This is a genomic window from Agrococcus jenensis, from assembly GCF_003752465.1.
GTDB classification, from domain to species: domain Bacteria; phylum Actinomycetota; class Actinomycetes; order Actinomycetales; family Microbacteriaceae; genus Agrococcus; species Agrococcus jenensis.
On sequence record NZ_RKHJ01000001.1, the window covers coordinates 71,804 to 92,979 of the forward strand.

The 21,176-nt window shown below is 71.5% G+C and carries 22 protein-coding genes and 1 tRNA gene; 11 read left to right on the forward strand and 12 right to left on the reverse strand.

The genetic code is table 11. The features are described from left to right. Positions 1–20: 20 nt before the first annotated feature. From EDD26_RS00375 to EDD26_RS00385, 3 genes are all read left to right on the forward strand, one after another. Entirely contained in the window at positions 21–542 is a 522-nt protein-coding gene (locus tag EDD26_RS00375; RefSeq protein WP_123695907.1) for a PadR family transcriptional regulator, read from the forward strand. Further along, positions 539–1,330: an alpha/beta fold hydrolase gene (locus EDD26_RS00380; RefSeq protein ID WP_123695908.1), complete on the forward strand. Its 792-nt coding sequence runs from the start codon at positions 539–541 to the stop codon at positions 1,328–1,330. The genes EDD26_RS00375 and EDD26_RS00380 overlap by 4 nt, the downstream gene beginning before the upstream one ends. Positions 1,331–1,437: 107 nt before the next feature. Continuing rightward, positions 1,438–2,385 carry a DMT family transporter gene (locus tag EDD26_RS00385; RefSeq protein ID WP_123695909.1) on the forward strand — a complete coding sequence of 316 codons (948 nt, stop codon included), beginning with the start codon at positions 1,438–1,440 and terminating at the stop codon, positions 2,383–2,385. Here the strand turns inward: EDD26_RS00385 and EDD26_RS00390 are convergent. Genes EDD26_RS00390 through leuC form a run of 7 tightly spaced genes read right to left on the reverse strand, consistent with a single transcriptional unit; the run spans position 2,360 to position 9,219 of the window. Next, positions 2,360–2,911, reverse strand: coding sequence for a DUF488 domain-containing protein (locus EDD26_RS00390; RefSeq protein ID WP_123695910.1), 552 nt, complete (start codon positions 2,909–2,911; stop codon positions 2,360–2,362). The two genes, EDD26_RS00385 and EDD26_RS00390, sit on opposite strands and share 26 nt — an antisense overlap. Positions 2,912–2,915: 4 nt before the next feature. Continuing rightward, positions 2,916–4,022, reverse strand: a complete 1,107-nt coding sequence (locus EDD26_RS00395; protein ID WP_123695911.1) for a D-alanine--D-alanine ligase family protein — start codon at positions 4,020–4,022, stop codon at positions 2,916–2,918. 4 nt (positions 4,023–4,026) lie between these two features. Further along, a complete protein-coding gene (locus tag EDD26_RS00400) occupies positions 4,027–5,025 on the reverse strand; it encodes an NAD(P)H-dependent glycerol-3-phosphate dehydrogenase (RefSeq protein ID WP_245989678.1) in 999 nt (332 codons plus the stop codon). Next, positions 5,018–5,794: a lysophospholipid acyltransferase family protein gene (locus EDD26_RS00405; RefSeq protein ID WP_123695912.1), complete on the reverse strand. Its 777-nt coding sequence runs from the start codon at positions 5,792–5,794 to the stop codon at positions 5,018–5,020. The genes EDD26_RS00400 and EDD26_RS00405 overlap by 8 nt, the downstream gene beginning before the upstream one ends. Next, complete coding sequence (gene murA, locus EDD26_RS00410; RefSeq protein ID WP_123698353.1) at positions 5,794–7,110, reverse strand: UDP-N-acetylglucosamine 1-carboxyvinyltransferase; 1,317 nt, start codon at positions 7,108–7,110, stop codon at positions 5,794–5,796. Before murA ends, EDD26_RS00405 begins: the two co-directional genes overlap by 1 nt. A 41-nt stretch (positions 7,111–7,151) precedes the next feature. Beyond that, a complete protein-coding gene (gene leuD / locus EDD26_RS00415; RefSeq protein ID WP_123695913.1) occupies positions 7,152–7,760 on the reverse strand; it encodes a 3-isopropylmalate dehydratase small subunit in 609 nt (202 codons plus the stop codon). Position 7,761: 1 nt separating this feature from the next. Then, a complete protein-coding gene (gene leuC / locus EDD26_RS00420) occupies positions 7,762–9,219 on the reverse strand; it encodes a 3-isopropylmalate dehydratase large subunit (protein ID WP_123695914.1) in 1,458 nt (485 codons plus the stop codon). A 137-nt stretch (positions 9,220–9,356) separates the two neighbouring features. Between leuC and EDD26_RS00425 the strand changes: the two genes are divergently transcribed. Next, a complete protein-coding gene (locus EDD26_RS00425; protein ID WP_123695915.1) occupies positions 9,357–10,373 on the forward strand; it encodes a magnesium and cobalt transport protein CorA in 1,017 nt (338 codons plus the stop codon). 61 nt (positions 10,374–10,434) lie between these two features. Next, on the forward strand, positions 10,435–11,421 hold the full coding sequence (locus tag EDD26_RS00430) for a malate dehydrogenase (protein ID WP_123695916.1): 987 nt from the start codon (positions 10,435–10,437) through the stop codon (positions 11,419–11,421). Positions 11,422–11,434: 13 nt separating this feature from the next. Here the strand turns inward: EDD26_RS00430 and EDD26_RS00435 are convergent, their stop codons facing one another. Further along, the gene (locus EDD26_RS00435; RefSeq protein ID WP_123695917.1) at positions 11,435–11,887 is read right to left on the reverse strand and encodes a TFIIB-type zinc ribbon-containing protein; all 453 of its coding nucleotides are present in this window, start codon (positions 11,885–11,887) and stop codon (positions 11,435–11,437) included. Positions 11,888–12,088: 201 nt separating this feature from the next. Here EDD26_RS00435 and EDD26_RS00440 point away from each other — a divergent pair, with 201 nt between their 5' ends. Continuing rightward, positions 12,089–13,981, forward strand: coding sequence for an FAD-binding monooxygenase (locus EDD26_RS00440; RefSeq protein ID WP_123695918.1), 1,893 nt, complete (start codon positions 12,089–12,091; stop codon positions 13,979–13,981). A 174-nt stretch (positions 13,982–14,155) separates the two neighbouring features. Here the strand turns inward: EDD26_RS00440 and EDD26_RS00445 are convergent, their stop codons facing one another. Next, positions 14,156–14,836, reverse strand: coding sequence for a DCL family protein (locus EDD26_RS00445; RefSeq protein ID WP_123695919.1), 681 nt, complete (start codon positions 14,834–14,836; stop codon positions 14,156–14,158). A gap of 175 nt (positions 14,837–15,011) precedes the next feature. Here EDD26_RS00445 and EDD26_RS00450 point away from each other — a divergent pair, with 175 nt between their 5' ends. Beyond that, the gene (locus EDD26_RS00450) at positions 15,012–16,055 is read left to right on the forward strand and encodes a DUF3644 domain-containing protein (protein ID WP_148058658.1); all 1,044 of its coding nucleotides are present in this window, start codon (positions 15,012–15,014) and stop codon (positions 16,053–16,055) included. Between the two features lie 144 nt (positions 16,056–16,199). Here the strand turns inward: EDD26_RS00450 and EDD26_RS00455 are convergent. Next, positions 16,200–16,272, reverse strand: a tRNA-Glu gene (locus EDD26_RS00455). Positions 16,273–16,516: 244 nt separating this feature from the next. Beyond that, a complete protein-coding gene (locus tag EDD26_RS00460) occupies positions 16,517–17,407 on the reverse strand; it encodes a diacylglycerol/lipid kinase family protein (protein WP_170165475.1) in 891 nt (296 codons plus the stop codon). Positions 17,408–17,480: 73 nt separating this feature from the next. Between EDD26_RS00460 and EDD26_RS00465 the strand changes: the two genes are divergently transcribed. After that, positions 17,481–18,113 carry an MBL fold metallo-hydrolase gene (locus EDD26_RS00465; RefSeq protein WP_123698354.1) on the forward strand — a complete coding sequence of 211 codons (633 nt, stop codon included), beginning with the start codon at positions 17,481–17,483 and terminating at the stop codon, positions 18,111–18,113. Between the two features lie 31 nt (positions 18,114–18,144). Then, a complete protein-coding gene (locus EDD26_RS00470) occupies positions 18,145–18,906 on the forward strand; it encodes a sulfite exporter TauE/SafE family protein (RefSeq protein WP_123695922.1) in 762 nt (253 codons plus the stop codon). Positions 18,907–18,959: 53 nt separating this feature from the next. Here EDD26_RS00470 and EDD26_RS00475 read toward each other — a convergent pair whose 3' ends face one another. Further along, on the reverse strand, positions 18,960–19,889 hold the full coding sequence (locus EDD26_RS00475) for an NAD(P)/FAD-dependent oxidoreductase (protein ID WP_123695923.1): 930 nt from the start codon (positions 19,887–19,889) through the stop codon (positions 18,960–18,962). 28 nt (positions 19,890–19,917) lie between these two features. Between EDD26_RS00475 and EDD26_RS00480 the strand changes: the two genes are divergently transcribed. Together EDD26_RS00480 and EDD26_RS00485 are read left to right on the forward strand one after the other, a co-directional pair. Further along, positions 19,918–20,367, forward strand: a complete 450-nt coding sequence (locus tag EDD26_RS00480) for a helix-turn-helix domain-containing protein (RefSeq protein ID WP_123695924.1) — start codon at positions 19,918–19,920, stop codon at positions 20,365–20,367. Positions 20,368–20,442: 75 nt separating this feature from the next. After that, positions 20,443–21,174 carry an IclR family transcriptional regulator gene (locus EDD26_RS00485; RefSeq protein WP_123695925.1) on the forward strand — a complete coding sequence of 244 codons (732 nt, stop codon included), beginning with the start codon at positions 20,443–20,445 and terminating at the stop codon, positions 21,172–21,174. The last annotated feature ends 2 nt before the right edge of the window (positions 21,175–21,176 follow it).

Sequence of the window (21,176 nt, forward strand, 5' to 3'; positions counted from 1 at the left end):
TCGCATGGTCGACTAGCACCGTGATCCTCTCCCGCATCATCCTCGGCCTGCTCGCGATCGCGCCGATGACCGGCGCAGACCTCAAGCGCCACTTCGACTCGACCGTCACGCACCTCTGGTCGGCCGACAAGGCGCAGATCTACCGCACGCTCGCCGCGCTCGTCGAGCAGGGCTTCGCGAGCGTCACCGTGGTGCCCGGCACGAACGCGCCCGACCGCCAGGAGCACCACCTCACCGACGCCGGCCGTGCCGCGCTCGTCGCGTGGCTGCGCTCCGACCTCGACCGGCAGCCCGAGCGCGAGGCCTTCCTCGCGCGGCTCTTCGTGGCGGACGCGCTCGACGACGCAGACGTCGTCGCGCTCGTCGAGCGGCGCCGAGCGGCGGCCCTCGAGCAGCTCGCCGTCTACGAGGGCATCCGCGCCTCGACGCCGCCCGCCGAAGATCGGGGGCAGCGCCTACGGCTCGCGACGCTCGACCACGGCATCCGCCACGTGCGGACGGAGCTCGTGTGGCTCGACGCGCTCGAGGAGCAGCTGCGATGACCGCCTTCCCCGAGGTGCACCCGCCCCGCGACGCGACCGGCGCCGAGCAACGCCCGGTCGTGCTGCTGCACGGCGGCAACGTGGCCAACTGGATGTGGGAGCCGCAGCTCGCCGCCCTCGGCGACCGGCTCGCGCTCACACCGCACCTGCCCGGCTTCGGCGCGCGGAACGCGGACGACTGGCCCGGCCTCGCGGGCGCTGCCGACGACCTGGCCGACCGCATCCGCGACCTCGCCGGCGACCGCAGCGTCGACGTCGTCGGCCTCTCGCTCGGCGGTGTCGTCGCCCTGCACCTCGCGGCCCGCCACCCTGACCTCGTCACGTCGGTGCTCGCGAGCGGCGTCGCTGCGCTGCGGGTCGGCGGCGCCGCGCGCGCGACCTCCGCGCTGCAGCTCGCCCTCTGGCACCGGCGCTGGTTCTGGAAGGCGCAGGCGGTCGCCTTCGGCCTGCCGGCCGACTCGCACGAGCCCTACGTCGAGCACGGCGTCTCGATCCGGCGCGAGACCGCCGCGGCGATGCTCGCCGAGGTCTACGCCGGCGGCGTCCCCGAGGGGCTCGCCGACTACCCGGGGCGGATGCTGCTGGTCGCCGGCGAGCGCGAGCCGCAGGTGATCCGCCGGTCGCTCGCCGCCCTCCGGCGCAGCGTGCCACAGGCGGCGACGCGCATCGCACCCGGCATGCACCACGTCTGGAACGTCGAGGACGTCGACCGCTTCAACGGGATGCTGCGCACGTGGCTGGGCGGCGACGTCCACGACTGGCTGGTCGCGCCCGCGACCGCTCGATGACAGCGGCCGCCGCTTGCTCGCAGCGCCCGCCGCGCTTGGCGGGATCTTGCCGAACACCGGCGGCCACGGCGCTCGTGGCCGTCACCTGCCGACCGTAGGCTCACGAGGTGACCGCAGCACCGCTCCGCGCCCGAGCATCCGTCGTCGTCGCGATCGCCATCGCGCTCGCGGCGTGGGCCTCGGCCTTCGTCGTCATCCGCGCCGTCGCCGACGACTTCGACCCCGGTGCGCTGACGCTCGGCCGGCTCGCCGTCGCGGTGATCGTGCTGGGCATCGCGCAGGCGGTGCACGGGGCGTGGGTGCGCCCGAGCGGTCGGCAGTGGCTGCTGCTCGGCATCTTCGGCATCCTCTGGTTCCTCGTCTACAACCTCGCCCTCAACGCCGCCGAGCACCTGCTCGACCCGGGCACCGCGGCGCTGCTCGTCAACGTCGCGCCGCTCATCGTGGCGCTCGTCGCCGGGACGCTGCTCGGCGAGGGGTTCCCGCGCTGGCTCATCATCGGCGCGATCGTCGCCTTCGGCGGCATCGCGATCATCGGCGCGGCGACCGCGACCGGCTCGCTCAGCCTGCTCGGCGTCGTGCTCGCGCTCATCGCGGCGGTCACCTACGCCATCGCGGTGCTGCTGCAGAAGCCGCTGCTCGCCGCCCTGCCGGGCCTGCAGATCACGCTCATCGGCGTCGCGATCGGCGTCGTCGGCAGCCTGCCGTGGGGTGGCGCGCTCGTCGCGCAGCTCGCGGCAGCGCCGGCCGCGTCGACGATCGGCGTCGTGTACCTCGGGGTCGTGCCGACCGCGATCGCGTTCCTCGCGTGGGCCTACGCGCTCAAGCGAATGCCCGCCGGCCGCCTCGCGATCACCACCTACCTCGTGCCCGTGCTCGCGACCGGCATGGCCTGGGTGCTGCTCGGCGAGGTGCCGCCGCCGCTCGCGCTGCTCGGCGGGCTCGTGTGCCTGAGCGGCGTGGCGCTCACGCGCGTCCGCAGCACCGCCCGTGCGGCGGACGAGACGGCCCGCGCGGCGGCGACCGAGGTCACGCCGGCGGAGGAGCCGCGCTAGCGTCCGCAGGCCATCGCACGGCGCCGTCGACGACGGTCGCCGCCTCGCTCAGCGGATGCGGGCGCAGCGCGCCGTCGTGCATGAGGTGCTGCACCTCGACGCCGCGCACGAGCGTCGCGACGTCCGCGACGACGCGGCGATGGCAGCGCCACCACACCGCCTCCGAGCACATCACCGCCGTGCGCACGCGGGATGCGTCGTCGAGCACCGACGTGAGCCCGTCGACGAAGTCAGCCGACCGCGTCCACGCGGCGTAGGCACGGAACGCGTCGACGCGCCACCAGCCGTCGGGCGAGACCGCGTCGTCGGCGGCGCTCAGCCTGCGGCGGCCGCCGAGTCGCTCCTCCCAGCGCCAGCGGATGCCGCCGGCGCCCAGCTCCGCTTCGATCGCGTCTCGCGATGCCGCGGGGTTCGACCGGCTGCCGGGGAACCGCCGGATGTCGACGACGAGCTCGACCCCGGCATCCGTCAGCAGCGCCCGGAGCGCGTCGCCGTCGAGCCTGCCGTGGCCGACCGTCAGCAGCACGGCGCTACCGGTCCTCCTGCAGCCCCAGCTCGATCAGCTCGGTGATGAGGTCGGCGTAGGCGATGCCCGTCGCCTCCCACAGCACCGGGAACATCGAGATCGACGTGAAGCCCGGCATCGTGTTGATCTCGTTCACAACGATGCCGTGCTCGGGCGAGACGAAGAAGTCCACACGAGCGAGGCCCGCGCCCTCGATGGCCTCGAACGCGCGCACCGCGGTCGCCTGCAGCGCGGCGAGCGTCTCGTCGTCGAAGGGAGCGGGGCACACGATGCGGGCGCCGTCGCCGCCGCGGTACTTGAGGTCGAAGTCGTAGAAGCGGCCCTCGTCGAGCTCGATCTCGCCCGGGACCGATGCGCGCGGCAGCTCGCCCGCGCGGCCCGAGAGCACGCCGAGCTCGACCTCGCGGCCGCTCACGCCCGCCTCGACGAGCGCGCGCGAGTCCTCCGCGAGCGCGATGGCCATCGCGCGGTCGAAGTCGAGCACGGAGTCGACGCGGCTCACGCCGACCGACGAGCCGGCGCGCGCCGGCTTCACGAACACCGGCATCGGGAAGTCGCCGAGCCTGGCGCGCACCGCGTCCGGGTAGCGCTGCCAGTCGCCGCGCGAGACCGTCATCCACGGGGCGACGCGGATGCCCGCGTGCTCGAGCACCGTCTTCGTGTAGTGCTTGTCCATGCCGACGGCGCTCGCCAGCACGCCGTTGCCGACGTAGGGCAGGCCTGCGAGCTCGAGGGCGCCCTGCAGGGTGCCGTCCTCGCCGAACGGCCCGTGCAGGATCGGGAACACGACGTCGACGGTGAGCGTGCGCTCGCCCGCCTCGTCCTGCACGGTGAGCTCGCGCTCCCCCGCCACCTGCGGCAGCCGCACGCGCGAGCCGTTGTCGGCCACGACGGCCATCGCCTCGAGCGTGAGGTCGGCGGGGTCGCCATCCCAGAGCGTCCACGCGCCCTCGGGCGTGATGCCGACGACGATGGGCTCGAAGCGCTCGCGGTCGAGGTGCCGCAGCACGCTGCCGGCGGTCGCGCACGAGATCGAGTGCTCGCTCGAGCGCCCGCCGAACAGCAGGGCGACGCGGATCCGCTGCGCGGCTCCAGGCTGGGTGTCGTGCACGGTCCTACTCCTCGATCGGCTCGTCGTCGGTCGTCAGGTGCGGCGCGATGTCGCGCGGGTCCATGGCGCCGTCGAGCACGAGGCGCACCTGCTCGAGGATCGGCATCCGCACCCCGCGAGCTGCGGCGAGCTCGGCGACCGGGTCGACGGATGCGAGCCCCTCGGCCACCTGCTCCATGCGCGCGATCACATCGGTGCGCGAGTAGCCCATGCCGAGCAGCCGGCCGGCGGTGAAGTTGCGCGAGAGCGGCGAGCCGCACGTCGCGATGAGGTCGCCGAGGCCCGCGAGGCCGCGGAGGGTCTCGCGCTCGGCGCCGTGCGCCACCGCGAAGTCGGTGAGCTCCGCGAGCCCGCGCGTGATGATCGACGCCTTCGTGTTCTCGCCGTATCCGACACCGTCGACGATGCCGATCGCGAGCGCGACGAGGTTCTTCAGCACGCCGCCGAACTCGGTGCCGATCACGTCGGTGTTGATGAAGGAGTGGAAGTAGTCGTTGCGCGCGCGCTTCGCGACGTCGCGGGCCGTCGTCGGGCTCGTCGACGAGACGACCGCGGCGGTCGGCTGCTCCTGCGCGATCTCGAGCGCGAGGTTCGGGCCGGAGACGACCGCGATGCGCTCGGGATCGATCCGCAGCTCCTGGGCGATGACCTCGCTCATGCGCAGCCGCGTGCCCGCCTCGACGCCCTTCATGAGGCTCACGACCGGTGCGCCGGCCTCGATCGCGTCGCCGTGCTCGCGCAGCAGCTGGCGCAGCTGCTGGCTCGGCACGGCGAGGTAGACCTGGGATGCGCCCTCGAGCGCGGCGCGGATGTCGCTCGTCGCGTGCAGCGACGCCGGCAGCGTGATGCCGGGCAGGTAGCGGGTGTTGCGGCGCGACTCGTCGATCTCGCGCGCGGCCTCCGGCCTGCGCGCCCACAGCACCGTGTCGGCGCCGCCGTCGGCGAGGGTCTTCGCGAAGGTGGTGCCCCAGCTGCCGGCACCCAGCACCGCGACGTCAGCCACGCGGCAGCCCGTCGTCGCCGTCCTCGAAGCGTCCGATCTCCGACTGGCCGGCTGCCGACGGGTTCCACCGCTCGGGCGGCGGGACCTCGCCGCGCAGCTCGCCGAGCAGGGCGGCGATCGCGGCCATGAGCCGGTCGGTCGCCTCGTTCATCGCGGCCTGGTCGGTGCGCCCGGCGAAGTCGCTCAGGTCGATCGGCGGGCCGAAGAGGATCTCGATGCGCTTCCGGGGGAAGGGATGGATCGTCTTCCCGTAGCGCGGCATCAGGTGCTGCGTGCCCCAGTGCGCCGCCGGGATGAGCGGCACGCCGGCCTCGAGCGCCATGCGCACGGCGCCGGTCTTGCCCCGCATCGGCCACAGCCCCGGATCGCGCGTCAGCGAGCCCTCGGGGTAGATGATCACGCCGAGCTCGTCGCGCACGACCTGCCGCGCGGCCTCCATCGGCGCCCCCTGCGCTGCGCGACCCGCGCGCTCGACGGGGATCTGCCCGGCGGCCGCGAGGATGCGTCCGACCACGGGGATCTTGAACAGGCTCGCCTTGGCCATGAACCGCGGGATGCGGCCCGACTTGTAGATCGCCACGGCCATGATGATCGGGTCGATCTCGCTGTAGTGGTTCGGCGAGAGCACGAAGGCGCCCTTCGCCGGCACGTGCTCATGCCCCCGGATCTCGAGCTTCGCCATGCCCGCGACGGCAGGCAGCACGAGCGCGGCGAGGCCGCGGTAGACCGGCACCCGCTCCGCGCTCGGCGGCTTGCCGGGCAGCGCCATCAGCCCTCCACGTCGAAGTCGGCGCCCAACGTCTCGAGCTTCTCGATGAAGCGCTCGTAGCCGCGGGCGATGATCCCGACGTTCGAGATGCGGCTCGTGCCCTCTGCGGTGAGCGCGGCCACGAGGTGGCTGAAGCCGCCACGCAGGTCGGGCACCACGACGTCGGCGCCGTGCAGCTGCACGGGCCCCGCGATGACGGCCGAGTGCTGGTAGTTGCGCGCGCCGAAGCGGCACGCGTGGCTGCCGAGGCAGTCGGTGTGGATCTGGATGCGCGCACCCATCTCGACGAGCGCCTCCGTGAAGCCGAAGCGCTGCTCGTAGACCGTCTCGTGCACGATCGAGATGCCGTTCGCCTTCGCGAGCGCGACCACGAGCGGCTGCTGCCAGTCGGTCATGAATCCGGGGTGCACATCCGTCTCGACTACGACCGGCTTGAGGTCGCCGCCCGGGTGCCAGAAGCGGATGCCGTCGTCCTGGATGTCGAAGCGGCCACCGGCCTTGCGGTAGACGTTCAGGAACGTCGTCATCTCGGGCTGGCGGGCGCCCTCGAGGAAGATGTCGCCGCCGGTCGCGAGCGCTGCGCACGCCCACGAGGCTGCCTCGTTGCGGTCGAAGAGCGCCGTGTGGCTGTAGCCGTACAGGCGGTCGACGCCCTCGACGCGGATCGTGCGGTCGGTGTCGACCTGGATCTCGGCGCCCATCTTCTGGAGGATCGCGATGAGGTCCATGATCTCGGGCTCGACCGCGGCGTTCTTGAGCTCGGTGCGGCCCTTCGCGCGCACGGCGCCCAGCAGCACCTGCTCGGTCGCGCCGACCGACGGGTAGGGCAGCTCGATCTTCGCGCCGTGCAGGCCGTTCGGAGCCGACATGCGGATGCCGCTCGGCAGCTTCTCGACGACGGCGCCGAAGTTGCGCAGCACCTCGAGGTGGAAGTCGATCGGGCGGTCGCCGATGTGGCAGCCGCCGAGGTCGGGGATGAACGCCTCGCCAAGCTGGTGCAGCAGCGGCCCGCAGAACAGGATCGGGATGCGGCTCGAGCCGGCGTGCGCGTTGATCGACGTCTCGTGCGCCGTGCGGACGTTCGCAGGGTCGAGCGTGAGCGTGTCGCCGTCGCGCACGACGGTGACACCGTGGAGCTCGAGCAGGCCCTGCACGACGCGCACGTCGCTGATCTCCGGGACGCTGCGCAGCTCGCTCGGCGTCTCGCCCAGGAGCGCCGCGACCATCGCCTTCGTGACGAGGTTCTTGGCGCCCTTCATCTGGATGCGGCCGTTGAGCGGCTTGCCGCCGCGCACGGTGATGCGGTCGACGTTCATGCCGACGGCTGCGCCGGCATTCTTCGAGAACTCGGTCAGGTTCACGCTGTTCCTTCCCTGACGGGCTGCGTCGTGGGCATCCACGCCGGTCGGTTGGCTTCGAACGCGGTGATCGCGTCCTCATCTCGGAGGGTCAGGGCGATGTCGTCGAGGCCCTCGAGCAGGCGCCAGCGAGTGTAGTCATCGATCTGGAAGTCGTGCGTGACGCCACCCGCGGTCGCGGTGCGCGCCTCGAGGTCGACGGTCACGGGCTCGCCCGGGTTCGCCTTCGCGACCGCCCAGAGCGCCTCCATGGCGCTCTCGGAGATCTGCCCGACGAGCAGCCCCTGCTTGCCCGCGTTGCCGCGGAAGATCTCGCCGAAGCGCGGGCCGAGCACGGCGGTGATGCCGAAGTCGCGCAGCGCCCAGACGGCGTGCTCGCGGCTCGAGCCGGTGCCGAAGTCGTGGCCGACGACGAGCACGCCGCCGTGGCGGTAGGGCTCCTGGTTGAGCACGAACGTGGGGTCCTGGCGCCACGAGTGGAAGAGGGCGTCGTCGTAGCCCGTCTTCGTGACGCGCTTGAGGAACACCGCGGGGATGATCTGGTCGGTGTCGACGTTCGATCGCTCGAGCGGGATGATCGGCCCGGTCAGCGTGCGGATCTTGTCCATGTCAGGCCTCCTCGGTCTGCTGGCCGTGCTGCGTGTCCTGCGCCGTCGAGCTCTGCGCCTGCAAGTCCCAGGGGCTCGACAGCGTGCCGCGGATCGCGGTCGCCGCTGCGACGAGCGGCGACACGAGGTGCGTGCGGCCTCCCTTGCCCTGGCGGCCCTCGAAGTTGCGGTTCGAGGTCGACGCGCAGCGCTCACCGGGGGCGAGCTGGTCGGGGTTCATGCCCAGGCACATCGAGCAGCCGGCGAAGCGCCACTCGGCGCCGAAGTCCTTGAAGACCTTGTCGAGCCCGGCGGCCTCGGCCTCGAGCCGCACCCGAGCCGAGCCCGGCACGACCATGACGCGCACGCCATCCGCCTTCTTCTGGCCGCGGATGATGTCGGCGGCGGCCGTGAGGTCCTCCATGCGCGAGTTCGTGCACGAGCCGATGAAGACGGTGTCGACCGGGATCTCCTTGAGCTTCGTACCGGGAGCGAGGTCCATGTACTCGAGCGCGCGCTCGGCGGCGGCGCGGTCGTTGGGGTCGTCGAACGAGGCCGGGTCGGGCACCACGCCCGAGAGCGACGCGCCCTGGCCGGGGTTCGTGCCCCAGGTGACGAAGGGCTCGAGCAGGTCGGCGTCGATCGTGATCTCGTTGTCGAAGACCGCGTCGTCGTCGGTCGGGAGCGTGCGCCAATACTCGAGCGCGGCATCCCAGTCGGCGCCCTTCGGCGCGTGCGGCTTGTCCTTGACGTAGGCGAAGGTCGTCTCGTCGGGCGCGACCATGCCGGCGCGCGCGCCCGCCTCGATCGACATGTTGCAGATCGTCATCCGGCCCTCGATCGAGAGGGCGCGGATGGCGCTGCCGCGGTACTCGAAGACGTAGCCGGCGCCGCCACCGGTGCCGATCTTCGCGATCACCGCGAGGATGATGTCCTTCGCCGTGACGCCGGGGCGCAACGTGCCCTCGACGTTGATCGCCATCGTCTTGAAGGGCTTGAGCGGGAGCGTCTGCGTCGCCATGACGTGCTCGACCTCGCTCGTGCCGATGCCGAACGCCATCGCGCCGAACGCGCCGTGCGTCGACGTGTGCGAGTCGCCGCACACCACCGTGACGCCGGGGAGCGTGAGCCCGAGCTGCGGGCCGACGAGGTGCACGATGCCCTGCTCCTTGTCGCCGAGCGAGTGGATGCGCACGCCGAACTCCGCCGCGTTGTGGCGCAGCGTCTCGATCTGCTTGCGGCTCGTCGGGTCCTGGATGGGCTTGTCGATCTCGAGCGTCGGCGTGTTGTGGTCCTCGGTCGCCACCGTGAGGTCGGTGCGCCGGAGGCCGCGGCCCGCCTGGCGGAGGCCGTCGAAGGCCTGCGGGCTCGTCACCTCGTGGACGAGGTGGAGGTCGATGTAGATGAGGTCGGGTGTACCGTCGGCACCCTTGACGACGACGTGGTCGTCCCACACCTTCTCTGCGAGCGTCCTGCCCATTTCCGTCTCCCCAGCACTTGTCGACCGCGACCGGCCATCTCCCGAGTCTACGCGTCGGGGCGATCCGCTCCCCTGACGGCGAACACCCTCGGCACGGCGCCGCATTCCCGACCGCCTGCTCGACGTACAGTGCTCCCATGCCCATCGCCGACGCATCCGTCTGGGCGGACGGCGCCCGCGTGGCCGATCCCGTGCCGTTCGACCGGGTGTTCGAGACCGCCGCGGAGCGGGGTGGGTTCGCGTGGGTCGACCTCGTCGACCCGACGGAGGCGGAGCTGCGGCAGGTCGCCGATGAGCTCGACCTCCACCACCTGCTGGTCGAGGACGTCATCTCGCGCGGGCAGCGGCCGAAGCTCGAGCCCTACGGCGACACCGAGTACTGCGTCGTGCACCGGGTCGAGGCGCGGGGTGACGGCGACGACGACGAGCTCGTCGGCCGCGAGGTGCACGCGATCCTGAGCGAGCGGTGCATCGTCACGGTCTCGTGGCACGGCGACGACGCCCCCACCCGCGTGCGCGAGCGCTTCGAGCGCGGCATCGCGCCGCTCGAGCTCGCGCCGCGCACGGTGCTCTACGCGATCCTGGACGACATCGCCGACGCGCACGAGCGTCTGGCGATGGCGGTGCACGGGCAGATCGAGGGCGTCGAGGACATCTTCTTCGGCGAGGAGCACCCGCCCACCGTCGAGATCTACCGCGCGATGCGCCGGGTGCTGACGCTGCAGCGTGCCGCGGACCCGATGAGCGACGTCGTCTCGCGGGTGGCCACGCGCGTCGGCGACGACCAGCTCGAGCTCCGGCGCCACCTCCGCGACGTCGACGACCACGCCCGGCGCACGGCGACCCGGCTGAGCGGCGACCGCGACCTGCTCGCGAGCATGCTGCAGCTCGCCTCCGCCCGCGTCGCCGAGCGGCAGAACGACGAGCTGCGCTCGATGACCGAGCACCAGATCGAGCAGAACGACCAGACGAAGAAGGTCACGTCGTGGGCGGCGATCCTCTTCGCTCCGACGCTCATCGCCGGCATCTACGGCATGAACTTCACGCACATGCCCGAGCTGCACTGGCTGCTCGGCTACCCGTTCGCGATCGTGCTCATGCTCGCGTTCGCGGGGGTGCTGTACCTCGTCTTCAAGCGGCGGCGCTGGTTGTAGCGCGCGCTGCTGTCGGCGGCCGCACTGGCCGTGCCTGGGCTGGGAGGTGCACGATGGTCGCATGACCGCTCCCCTCACGATCGCCGTCACCGGCGGCGCCGGCCAGATCGGCTACCAGCTCCTGTTCCGCATCGCCGCCGGTGACATGCTCGGCACCGACCAGCCCGTGCGGCTGCGCATCCTCGAGGTGCCCCAGGCCATGGCGGCGCTCGAGGGCGTCGTCATGGAGCTGCAGGACGCCGCCTTCCCGCTGCTCGCGTCGGTCGACACGACGGCGGATGCGTCGGTCGCCTTCGAGGGCGCCGACCACGCCCTGCTCGTGGGCGCGCGGCCGCGCGCGAAGGGCATGGAGCGGTCCGACCTGCTCGCCGCGAACGGGGCGATCTTCGCCGCGCAGGGCCGCGCGATCCAAGAAGGCGCGAGCGACCGCATCCGCATCACCGTGACGGGGAACCCGGCCAACACGAACGCGCTCATCGCCGCGGCGGCCGCACCCGACATCCCCCGCGAGCGCTTCTCGGCGCTCACCCGGCTCGACCACAACCGCGCGATCGCGCAGCTCGCCGCGAAGACCGGCGCGCCGGTCGCCGACGTGCGGCGGATGATCGTGTGGGGCAACCACTCGGCGACGCAGGTGCCCGACATCACGCACGCGACCATCGGCGGGCAGCCGGCGGTCGACCTCGTCGAGCGCGAGTGGGTGAAGCACGAGTTCGTGCCGACCGTCGCCAACCGCGGCGCGGCGATCATCGAGGCGCGCGGCGCCTCGTCGGCCGCCTCCGCGGCGGCGGCCACGATCGACCACGTGCGCGACTGGGCGCGCGGCACGGCCGAGGGCGACTGGACCTCGATGTCGGTCATCTCGCGCGGCGAGTACGGCGTGCCCGAGGGGCTCGTGTCGTCGTTCCCGGTCACGACCGCTGACGGCGACTGGACGATCGTCGAGGGCCTCGAGCTCGACCCCGACGTGGAGGCGCAGCTGCGCGCATCCGTCGCCGAGCTCGACGACGAGCGGATGCAGGTGCGGGCGCTCGGCCTGCTGGGCTGAGCGCCTCCCGCGATCAGCCGAGGATGTCGCCGAGCCAGCCGCCGCGGCTGCGCCGCTGCTGCTGGTCGTAGCGGCCCCGCTGCCCGTTGGAGCGCTCCTGCACCATGCGGAGGGCCTTGTCGGCGAGCTTGCCGACGGTGTCGCTCGAGCCGGACTGCTGGCCGGGCTGCTGGCCGGGCTGCTGGCCGTACGGCTGCTGGCCGCCAGGCTGCTGACCATACGGCTGCTGGTGGCCGTAGGACTGCTGCCCATGGCCCTGCTGCTGGCCGTGGCCCTGGCCGTAGGGCTGCTGCTGTCCGGCGGAGGGCTGCTGGCCGTAGTCCGGCTGCTGCTGCTCGGCGCGCTCGATGATCTTGTCGAGCTCACCGCGGTCGAGCCAGATGCCTCGACACTCGGGGCAGTAGTCGATCTCGATGCCGCTCCGCTCGCTCATCACCAGGGTCGCTGCGTCGTTCGGGCACTGCATGGGCGTCTCCTTCCAGACGCGATGAGCCTGACGCATCCGCCTGTGGCCGAGCCCAGTGCCTGAGGCGTGCGCGCATACCCGTGCTTGTCCGCATCCGAGCCGCATCGTATGCTCGTACTCAGTAGTTGAAGCCGGTGTTCATTTATAGAACACTGCGAGACGATGTCGTCCGACGTCCCACAGAGAAGTGAGGCAGCTGCCGTGCAGTTCCACCACCACGGATACGTGTCCACCGACCCGCGCATGCAGCCCGCCGCAGGCATCGGCCTCGACCGGCCGACTACGCTTCCCGACGAGGTCGACGTGCTCATCGTCGGGACGGGGCCTGCCGGCATGATCACCGCCGCGCAGCTCGCGCAGTTCCCCGACGTCAACGTGCGCATCATCGAGCGCCGACCCGAGCGGCTCGCGATCGGGCAGGCCGACGGCATCCAGGCGCGCAGCGTCGAGACCTTCCAGGCGTTCGGCTTCGCCGAGCACATCACGGCGGAGGCGTACCGCATCACCGAGATGGCCTTCTGGGGCCCCGATCCCGAGGACCCGTCGCGCATCGTCCGCGGCGCGACGCCCGACGACGACCCTGCGGGCATCAGCGAGTTCCCGCACCTCATCGTCAACCAGGCGCGCGTGCTCGACTACTTCGCCGAGGCGGCGCGGTTCGCCCCAGGCCGGGTCGTGCCCGACTACGGCTACGAGTTCAAGACCCTCGAGGTGACCGACGAGGGCGAGTTCCCCGTGGTCGTGACCCTCGCGCACACCGCGGGGGACGCGAAGGACGAGGAGCGGATCATCCGCGCCAAGTACGTCGTCGGCGCGGACGGCGCGCGCAGCGCGGTGCGCTCGGCGATCGGCTGCACGCTCGCCGGACAGTCGGCGAACCACGCGTGGGGCGTCATGGACGTGCTCGCCGTGACCGACTTCCCCGACATCCGCACGAAGTGCGCGATCCAGTCGGCATCGGGCGGCAACATCCTGCTCATCCCCCGGGAGGGCGGCTACCTCTTCCGCATGTACGTCGACCTCGGCGAGGTGCCCGAGGACGACCGCGGCGCGGTGCGCAAGACGACGGTCGAGCAGATCATCGCCAAGGCGAACGCGATCATCGCGCCGTACACGCTCGACGTGCGGAACGTGGCGTGGAGCAGCGTCTACGAGGTGGGCCACCGGCTCACCGACCGCTTCGACGACGTGCTCGCCGACGAGCGGGGCACCCGCACGCCGCGCGTCTTCATCGCTGGCGACGCGTGCCACACGCACAGCGCGAAGGCGGGCCAGGGCATGAACGTGTCGATGCAGGACGGCTTCAACATCGGCTGGAAGCTCGGCCACGTGCTCGACGGCCGCGCCCCCGAGTCGCTGCTCGACACCTACTCGCTCGAGCGGCAGGTGGTCGCGCAGGCGCTCATCGACTTCGACAAGGAGTGGTCGACGCTCATGGCGAAGCCCGTGAGCGAGCTCGGCAGCCCGCAGGAGGTCGCCGAGTTCTACACGCGCACGGCGGAGTTCCCGGCCGGCTTCATGACGCAGTACGAGCCGTCGATGATCGTCGGCACCCCCGAGCACCAGCAGCTCGCGACCGGTTTCCCGATCGGCAAGCGCTTCAAGTCGGCGCGGGGTGTGAAGGTGTGCGACACCAACCCGGTGCACATCGGCCACTTCCACCAGGCCGACGGCCGCTGGCGCATCTACGCCTTCGCCGACAGCGCCGCCCCCGGGCAGGGCTCGGCGCTGGCCGAGTGGGCCGAGTGGCTCGCGAACGACCCGCAGTCGCCCATCGCCGTGCACACACCCGCGGGCCGCGACACGAGCGCGCTCTTCGATGTGCGGGCGATCTACCAGCAGGGCCACCACGACATCGACCTCAATGACGTGCCGGATGCGTTCAAGCCGATCGTCGGACCGTTCGAGCTCATGAACCTCGAGAACGTCTACGCGACGCTCCCCGACGACGACATCTTCGACGCGCGCGGCATCTCGCGCGACGGCGCCGTCGTGGTCGTGCGGCCCGACCAGTACGTCGCGCACGTGCTGCCGCTCACGGCGACGGACGAGCTCGCGGCGTTCTTCCGCGGGGCGCTCACGCCCGCAGCCTGACGGCTCCGGGGGAATACCGAAGCCCCCCCCGTCGATGACCCGGGCGCTGCTGCCCGCCGGATGCCTGCGCGCAAGGGCACGCGCGGCGCCGCGGCGGCGGCGGTATCGCCCCCGCACGCATGATGGGGCGTTGACGGCTCCGTCCGAACTTACGCCCATGCTCCCAGCATGAGATCAGTCCCTCTCAGCGAGCTCGTTCTTCACGTAGACCGGCTTCCCGTTGGCGGCGTAATAACGCAACCATGCGTCTCGCAGCGCGACGTCCTCCACGTCCCTACCCACGAAAGCGCCGCCCTTGCCGCTGTGAGTTTCGACTGCTCCCCAGCCGCCGATCGTACCGACGAACCCGGTCGTCAGTTCGTGCCAAGTTGGGTCGAGATGCCGCGTATCGGCCTGGTGCTTTTGCGGGATCACTTGGCCCGTTATCGCGCACGTCACGGGTCCGGAAGCGAAGTCGGCGTCTCGGCGTTCAAGGCGACTCGTCTCCAGCGCGAACGCCAGGGCGCTCTTGACGTTCGCAGCCGGTGTTGGACTGTCGATCACGTGGTGATAGCTCCAATCCACTGCTTTTCCATCCGAGCGCACGACCATCAGAGCCCGCTGGTCACGGCCTACGGCTTCTCTGCCCGGCAAGCGCCAGGTCTCCTCCACGTAAAAGTGAACGATTCCCGGACCGATCTTGTCTACTGCATCGGCGTGCAGCTCCAGTACCTCAAGAAGCAACTGATGGTGAACCGAATCTGTGGGGATGGCCTGACGGATGTCATACGCGCGCAGGATCTCATCACGTATGTAGTTCTTAGCCTCCGTGCGGGACCTGAAGACGCGAGACGGCACGATGAACGGGATGGCCATGCGACTCCCTACGGCTCTGACGGTGGCTTGCCGGGGTATTTTCGCACACGTGCCCCTCGCCTGCGTGTCGGCCGTGAACTCGACGCCATGAGGGCCGCACGAACGGGTGGATCAATGTTCGCTCGAGCGCGCGAGTGACGCATCCGGGTGCGGCATCGCGACTTACAGTCGATGCATGGCTCCGCGTCCCCGATGGTGGCACACCCTTCAAGCGTCGAAAGCAGAAGTGCTGCTCGCCGTCGACCTCTACAACCGGTCCGGCAACGAACGTCAGCTGGAGGCGTTCATCGTGCATATGAACCTCGGCTGGATGAAGCTTCTGCAGGCACGCACTGACGCCGACGGTGGCGAGATGATAGAACGCGATGCACGCGGGTGGCGCCGCAAACATCCAGAAGGCGGATTCCTCTACAAGTCCCTCCGCGTTCTATTGGCCGAACAGCTTGACGCGACCGACCCCCGGCTCAACAACATCGTCTTCTTTCAGGGGCTCCGAAATCAAATAGAGCACCGGCACGAAGCGCGGATAGCGGCGCTCGTCGCGGGCCGAACCCAAGCCCTTCTTATAAACTATGAGGAGACTCTAGTCGAATGGTTCGGCCCGACGGAAGCACTGGGGTCGGAGTTGCGCTTTCCCTTGTTCGTTTCGACAATTACCGAGGACGCCGCTAGCGCGGTGAAAGCCCTTAGAAGCCAAGTCCCGAAGGGCGTCTTGGACTGGGTGCAAGACTTCGATACAGCGCTTGAGCCCGACATTCGCGCCGATCAGCGCTTCGACTTTCGCATCTACCTTGTCCCGCATACCGGTCCGAAAACCAGCGCAGATGCCGCCATGACGTTCATAAGAGCGAGCGACCTGACGACCGACCAGCGGGCGCTACTAGACCAGGTGCAGACGATCATTCGAGAGAAGCAAGTCCCCGTCGAGGACTTGAACGGCCTGAAGGCCGGGGAGGTGGTCGAGCAGGTCTCGCGACGCTTGGACGCCACTTTCAACATGCACATGCACACACAAGCATGGAAGTTCTTCGGTGTGCGTCCCGCGACGAGCGCGCTCAACCGCGCCTCGACTAAGCCGGAATTCTGTCGCTACAACTCCACGTTCGAGCAATACACCTACACACCGGCGTGGGTCGAGTACTTGGTACGACACTTGTCGGACGCGGAGCAATATGCCGCAGTGCGAGGTTGGCGACCAGAGGCGACGCCGCCAAGCTAGACAGCCGACGGAGCGGCCGTCGCTCGCTGCGAGATGTTTCGTACGCCGAGTCAACGGCGGATGACGGGGGGCGCTCGCTCGTGACGGCGCGCGCGGTATACAGCGAAGCGCCCCCGGTCGATGACCGGGGGCGCTGTCTCACTGTGACCCCAGCGGGATTCGAACCCGCGTTACCGCCGTGAGAGGGCGGCGTACTAGGCCGCTATACGATGGGGCCGGTGTCGCTGTCCTGCGAAAGCAACCTGGATAGTGTGCCACACGGATAGGCGCAGTTCCAAATCGGGTGGGTTGCGGCCGCTGGAGATGCGTCGTGGGCGTGTCGGGACCGGGGGGGGGTGGCGCGGGAGTTCGGGCAGCGTCCTCGGCCCGCGTTGCGGTACGAAGGTGTCGTCTCGGGGCCGTGGAGGCGACACTTCGGTACCGCAAACGGGCGGGGACAGTCGCGGAAGAGCCCGCACGCGTCAGGGCAGGCGGTGCACCTGCAGCGCGCCCTGCATCACGCTGCAGCGGACCGGGAGCCGACCGACGATCTCGCCGTCGGCGCAGACGATCACCGTCTCGTCGCTCGCGATCTCGGCGGTCTCGCAGTCGACGACCGTGACGCGCCGGTCGGTGGTGTGCGTGCCGCGCAGCACCCGCGCGAGCAGCGCGAGGAACGCCGGGTACCGCAGCTCGTCGGCGAAGACGGCGGTGAGCCGACCGTCGCGCATCGACGCATCCGGCGCGATCGGGATGCCGCCGCCGAAGGTGCGGTTGTTCGCGATCGCCGCGACGAGCGTGCGCCAGGTGCGCTCCGCTCCCCCGTCGAGCCGCACCCGGAAGGTGCGGTGCTGCGGCCGCAGCACCGTCGCGAGGATCGACGCCTGGTAGCGGATGCGGCTCGGCACGCGAGTGAACCGGAACGACCGCACGTTGACGTCGGCGTCGAACCCGACCGAGACGACCCCCGCGGCGATCGTGACGCCGTCGGGGTGCTCGATCCGGAGGAGGTCGACGCGGTCGGGCTCGGACGCGAGCATCGCCGCCAGCCCGTCGAGGGCGGCCTGCAGCGACCCGATGCCGAGGCCCGCCGCGAAGTCGTTGCCGCTGCCCGCCGGGATCACGACGAGGCGCTTCGACGTGCCGCCGACGATGTTGACCCCGAGGTGCACCATCCCGTCACCGCCCACGACGACGAGCGCATCCGACCGGATCATCGCGAAGCGCGTCTGCTCGAGCTGGCCCGCGTAGTCGGCGGCGGCGATGTGCTCGACCTCGTTGCCGAGATCCGCGATGCGCGCCGCGACGATCGCGCCGAGCGCGCCGTTGCGGCCGAAGCGGGCGGTGGGGTTCGAGGCGACGACGATGCGCACGCGACAGAGCCTAGGGGCGGGTGGGAGCCACGCGGGTGCGCGCCGACCGCCGCGAGCGCATATCGTGGAGCGCATGCGAGTGACGAAGCGAGAGCATGCCTGCATGATCCTCGACGAGGAAGGGCAGCAGCTCGTCATCGACCCGGGCAACCAGACGGGCGCCGTCGTCGCGCGCGGCCTGGTCGCGATCGTCATCACGCACGAGCACCCCGACCACTGGGATGTGCCGCACCTCGAGGCGCTCCGCGCCGCCCACCCGTCGGCGCGCATCTTCGCGCCCGCCGGCGTGGCCGCCGCGGCCGAGGGCTTCGACATCACCGTCGTCGAGGCCGGCGAGCGCGTGACGGCCGGCCCGTTCCGGCTGCGCTTCTTCGGCGGCACGCACGCCGAGATCCACCGCACGATCCCGTCCGTCGACAACCTCGGCGTGCTCGTGAACGAGCGCTTCTACTACCCGGGCGACTCCTACGCGACGCCCGACGTGCCGGTCGCCGTGCTCGCGACGCCCGCGGGCGCCCCGTGGCTGAAGATCGGCGAGGTGATGGACTTCGTCGTCGATGTCGCGCCGCGCGCGACGTTCGCGGTGCACGACGCGCCGCTGTCGCCGATGGGGCTCGGGATGGCGCACGCCCGCATCGAGGGCGCCGTGCATCACGGCGGCGGCGAGCACCACCGACTGGAGCCCGGCGACTCGATCGAGGTCTAGTGCCGCACCCGCTCCCCGGGGCGGCCTCGGCATGATCGACCCCGTCACGCTGCTGCTGTACGCGGCAGCGCTGCTCGTCGCGACCGTCGCCCAGCGCGTCATCGGCCTGGGGTTCGGGCTCATCATGGGCCCGGTCTCGGTGATGGTCGCAGGCCCCATCGCGGCCGTGCCGCTCAACTGCATCTTCGCGACCGTCGGCTGCGTGCTCATGCTGCCCGGCGTCTGGCGCGACGTCGACTGGCGGCGCCTCGCCTGGCTCGTGCTGCCGGCGATCCCGGCGAGCGTGGCCGGGCTGCTGCTCGCGCGCACGGTGCCGGCGGATGCCCTGCGCATCGCCGTCGGCGTCGTCACGATCGCGGGCCTGCTGCTCTCGCTCGCCTTCACGCGCACCCGCCACACGCTCGACGGCCCGGCGACCCGCATCACCGCCGGGCTCGCCATCGGCGGGCTGAACGCCGCCGTGGGGGTCGGCGCACCGCCGGTCGGCGCGTACGCGCTCGTCAGCCGCTGGACGCCGCGCACCATGGCCGCGACGATGCAGCCGTTCTGGGTCGTGCTCAACCTGTCGACCCTGGCCGGGCGCGAGCTGCTCGTGCCGCAGGGCTTCCCCGAGTGGCCGTGGTGGGCGTGGCTCGGGGCGTCGGCGGCCGCCGCCCTCGGCACCCTGCTCGCGCACCGCATCGCCCACCTCGTGCCCGAGCGCGCGGCGCGCGTCACGATCGTGGTGCTGTCGCTCGCCGGCGGCGCCGCCGTCATCGCGAGCGGCGTGGCCGGGCTCCTCGCGGCCGCCTGACGGCGGCCGGCGCCGAGGCCGCCCGGCCCCGGCGCCGTCGGCCCGTCGCCGCGCTACGCGATCAGCGCCCGCACGACGCCGAGCGCGGCCATCTGGCCGGCGGCAGCGCTCGCGATGACCGAGTGGCCGGGGCCGGCGGTCGCCCGGTGCGCGGCGTCACCGGCGGCGAAGACCCGCGGCACGCTCGTGGCTCCCACCTCGTCGACCTCGATCGCGCCGTCCGGCAGCATCGCGCATCCGAGGTTCTCCGGCAGCGCCGATCGCTGCACCCACGCGCCGCCGGTGAGCACGCCGTCGCACGGCAGCACGTCGCCGTCCTCGAGCCGGATGCCGACGAGCCGCCCCTCCCGCTCCTCCACGCCGGTCGCGCGCCGCGCATCGACCGCGATGCCGAGCGGCTCGAGCCCGGCGACGACCTCGGGGTCGAGCGGCACGCCGTCGGTCAGCCACGTGAGGTGCTCGGCGACGCTCGCCATCATCCGCAGTGGGTGCTCGCGCTGCGGCTCACCGCCCAGCACGATGACCCGCGCGCCCAGCTCGTGCCCGTGGCAGAACGGGCAGTGCGCGACCTGCCCGCCCCAGTGCCGGGCAAGCCCCGGCAGCGGCAGCGGCAGGTCGGCGACGCCGGTCGCGAGGATCAGGTGGCGGGCTCGCAGCTGAGCGCCGTCCGCGAGCTCGACGCGCACCTCATCGTCGGTCGCGCGGGCGTCCACCACCGCGCCGTCCACGAGCTGCACAGTGCCGCCCGATGCAGTGCCGTAGGCGGCGAGCTGCTGGCGCGCGATCGCGCGGAACTCGGCGGGCGGTGTGCCGTCGCGCGTGACGACGTTCTGCATGTGCGCGGCGGCGGCGTTGCGCCCCGGCCCCTCGTCGACGAGCGCGACCGTCCGGTGCACGCGCGCGAGGGTGAGGGTGGCCTGCAGCCCGGCGGGGCCGCCGCCGAGGACTATGCAGTCGAGGAGCTCGGTATCAGGAGTTGCCATGTGCTCCAGGATGTGACTTCATGTCGACATGAGGTCAAGTCTGCTGTCGATCGGCGAGCTCGCGAGCGAGTTCGGGCTCGAGCCGCACGTGCTGCGCCACTGGGAAGCGGAGGGCGTGCTGTCGCCGACGACGCGCGTCGGCGGCAAGCGGCGCTACGACGACGCCGCGCGGATGCGCATCGGCACCATCCTGCGCGGCCAGGACGCGGGGATGTCGCTCGCCGCCATCCGCGCCGTGCTCGCAACCTCGAGCGCGGCCGAGCGGCACGCGATGCTCGCCGACCAGGTGGCCGCGCTCGAGCAGCGGCAGGCGGAGCTCGACGCGGCGCTCGCGGTCGTCCGCCACCTGCAGTCGTGCGAGCACAGCGACTTCGCGCAGTGCCCCGGGTTCCGTGAGCTCATCACCGCGGAGCCGCAGCCGATCGCGCACTCGCCGCGCGTGCACGCTCGCGCTCGTCGCGAACGAGCCGCTATCTGAACACCCTGTTCTATGCTTGCGACACGCGCTCGGCACGTGCGATGACGAGCGGGATCCACATGGAAGCGAGCGACGATGCCCGAGCCCCGCACGACCCCCGCGAAGGGCGCAGGCGGCGCGGGTGACACGAGCGGCTCCCAGACGCTCTCCCGCGGCCTGACCGCCCTGGCGCTGCTCGCCGATCACGGCAGCCAGACGATCCAGTCGCTCGCCGACCTGCTCGGCGTGCACCGCTCGGTGGCCTACCGGCTGGTCCGCACGCTCGAGGAGCACCGCCTCGTCGTGCGCGCCGGCGGCCTGCTCTCGCTCGGACCGCAGCTCGTCGTGCTCGCGCGCGACGTCGAGCACGACCTGCAGTCGGCGTCCCTCCCCCACCTGCAGCAGCTCGCCGACGAGCTGGGGATGACGGCGTTCCTGACGGTGCGCGACGGCGACGACGCCGTCACCCTCGTGACGGCCGTGCCGCGTGGGGTCAACGCATCCGTCGCCCAGCACCCCGGCCACCGCCACCCCATCGCGCTCGGCGCGCCCGGCATCGCGATCCAGGCGATGCTCGACGACGCGGTCTGGCGCGAGCTCGGGCACGACGAGCCGATGCACCCCGAGGTCGCCTCGGTGCGCTCGCGCGGCTGGGCGGTGAGCGCCAACGAGGTGATCCAGGGCATCACGTCGGTCGGCGCCCCCATCCGCGACCGCCGGTCGACGGATGCCTCCGTCGCGGTCGTGACCGTCGGCCAGCCGGACACCGACGCGCTCGGGCGCGCCGTGGTGGCGACGGCCGCCGCGATCGCAGCCGACCTGCGCTGAGC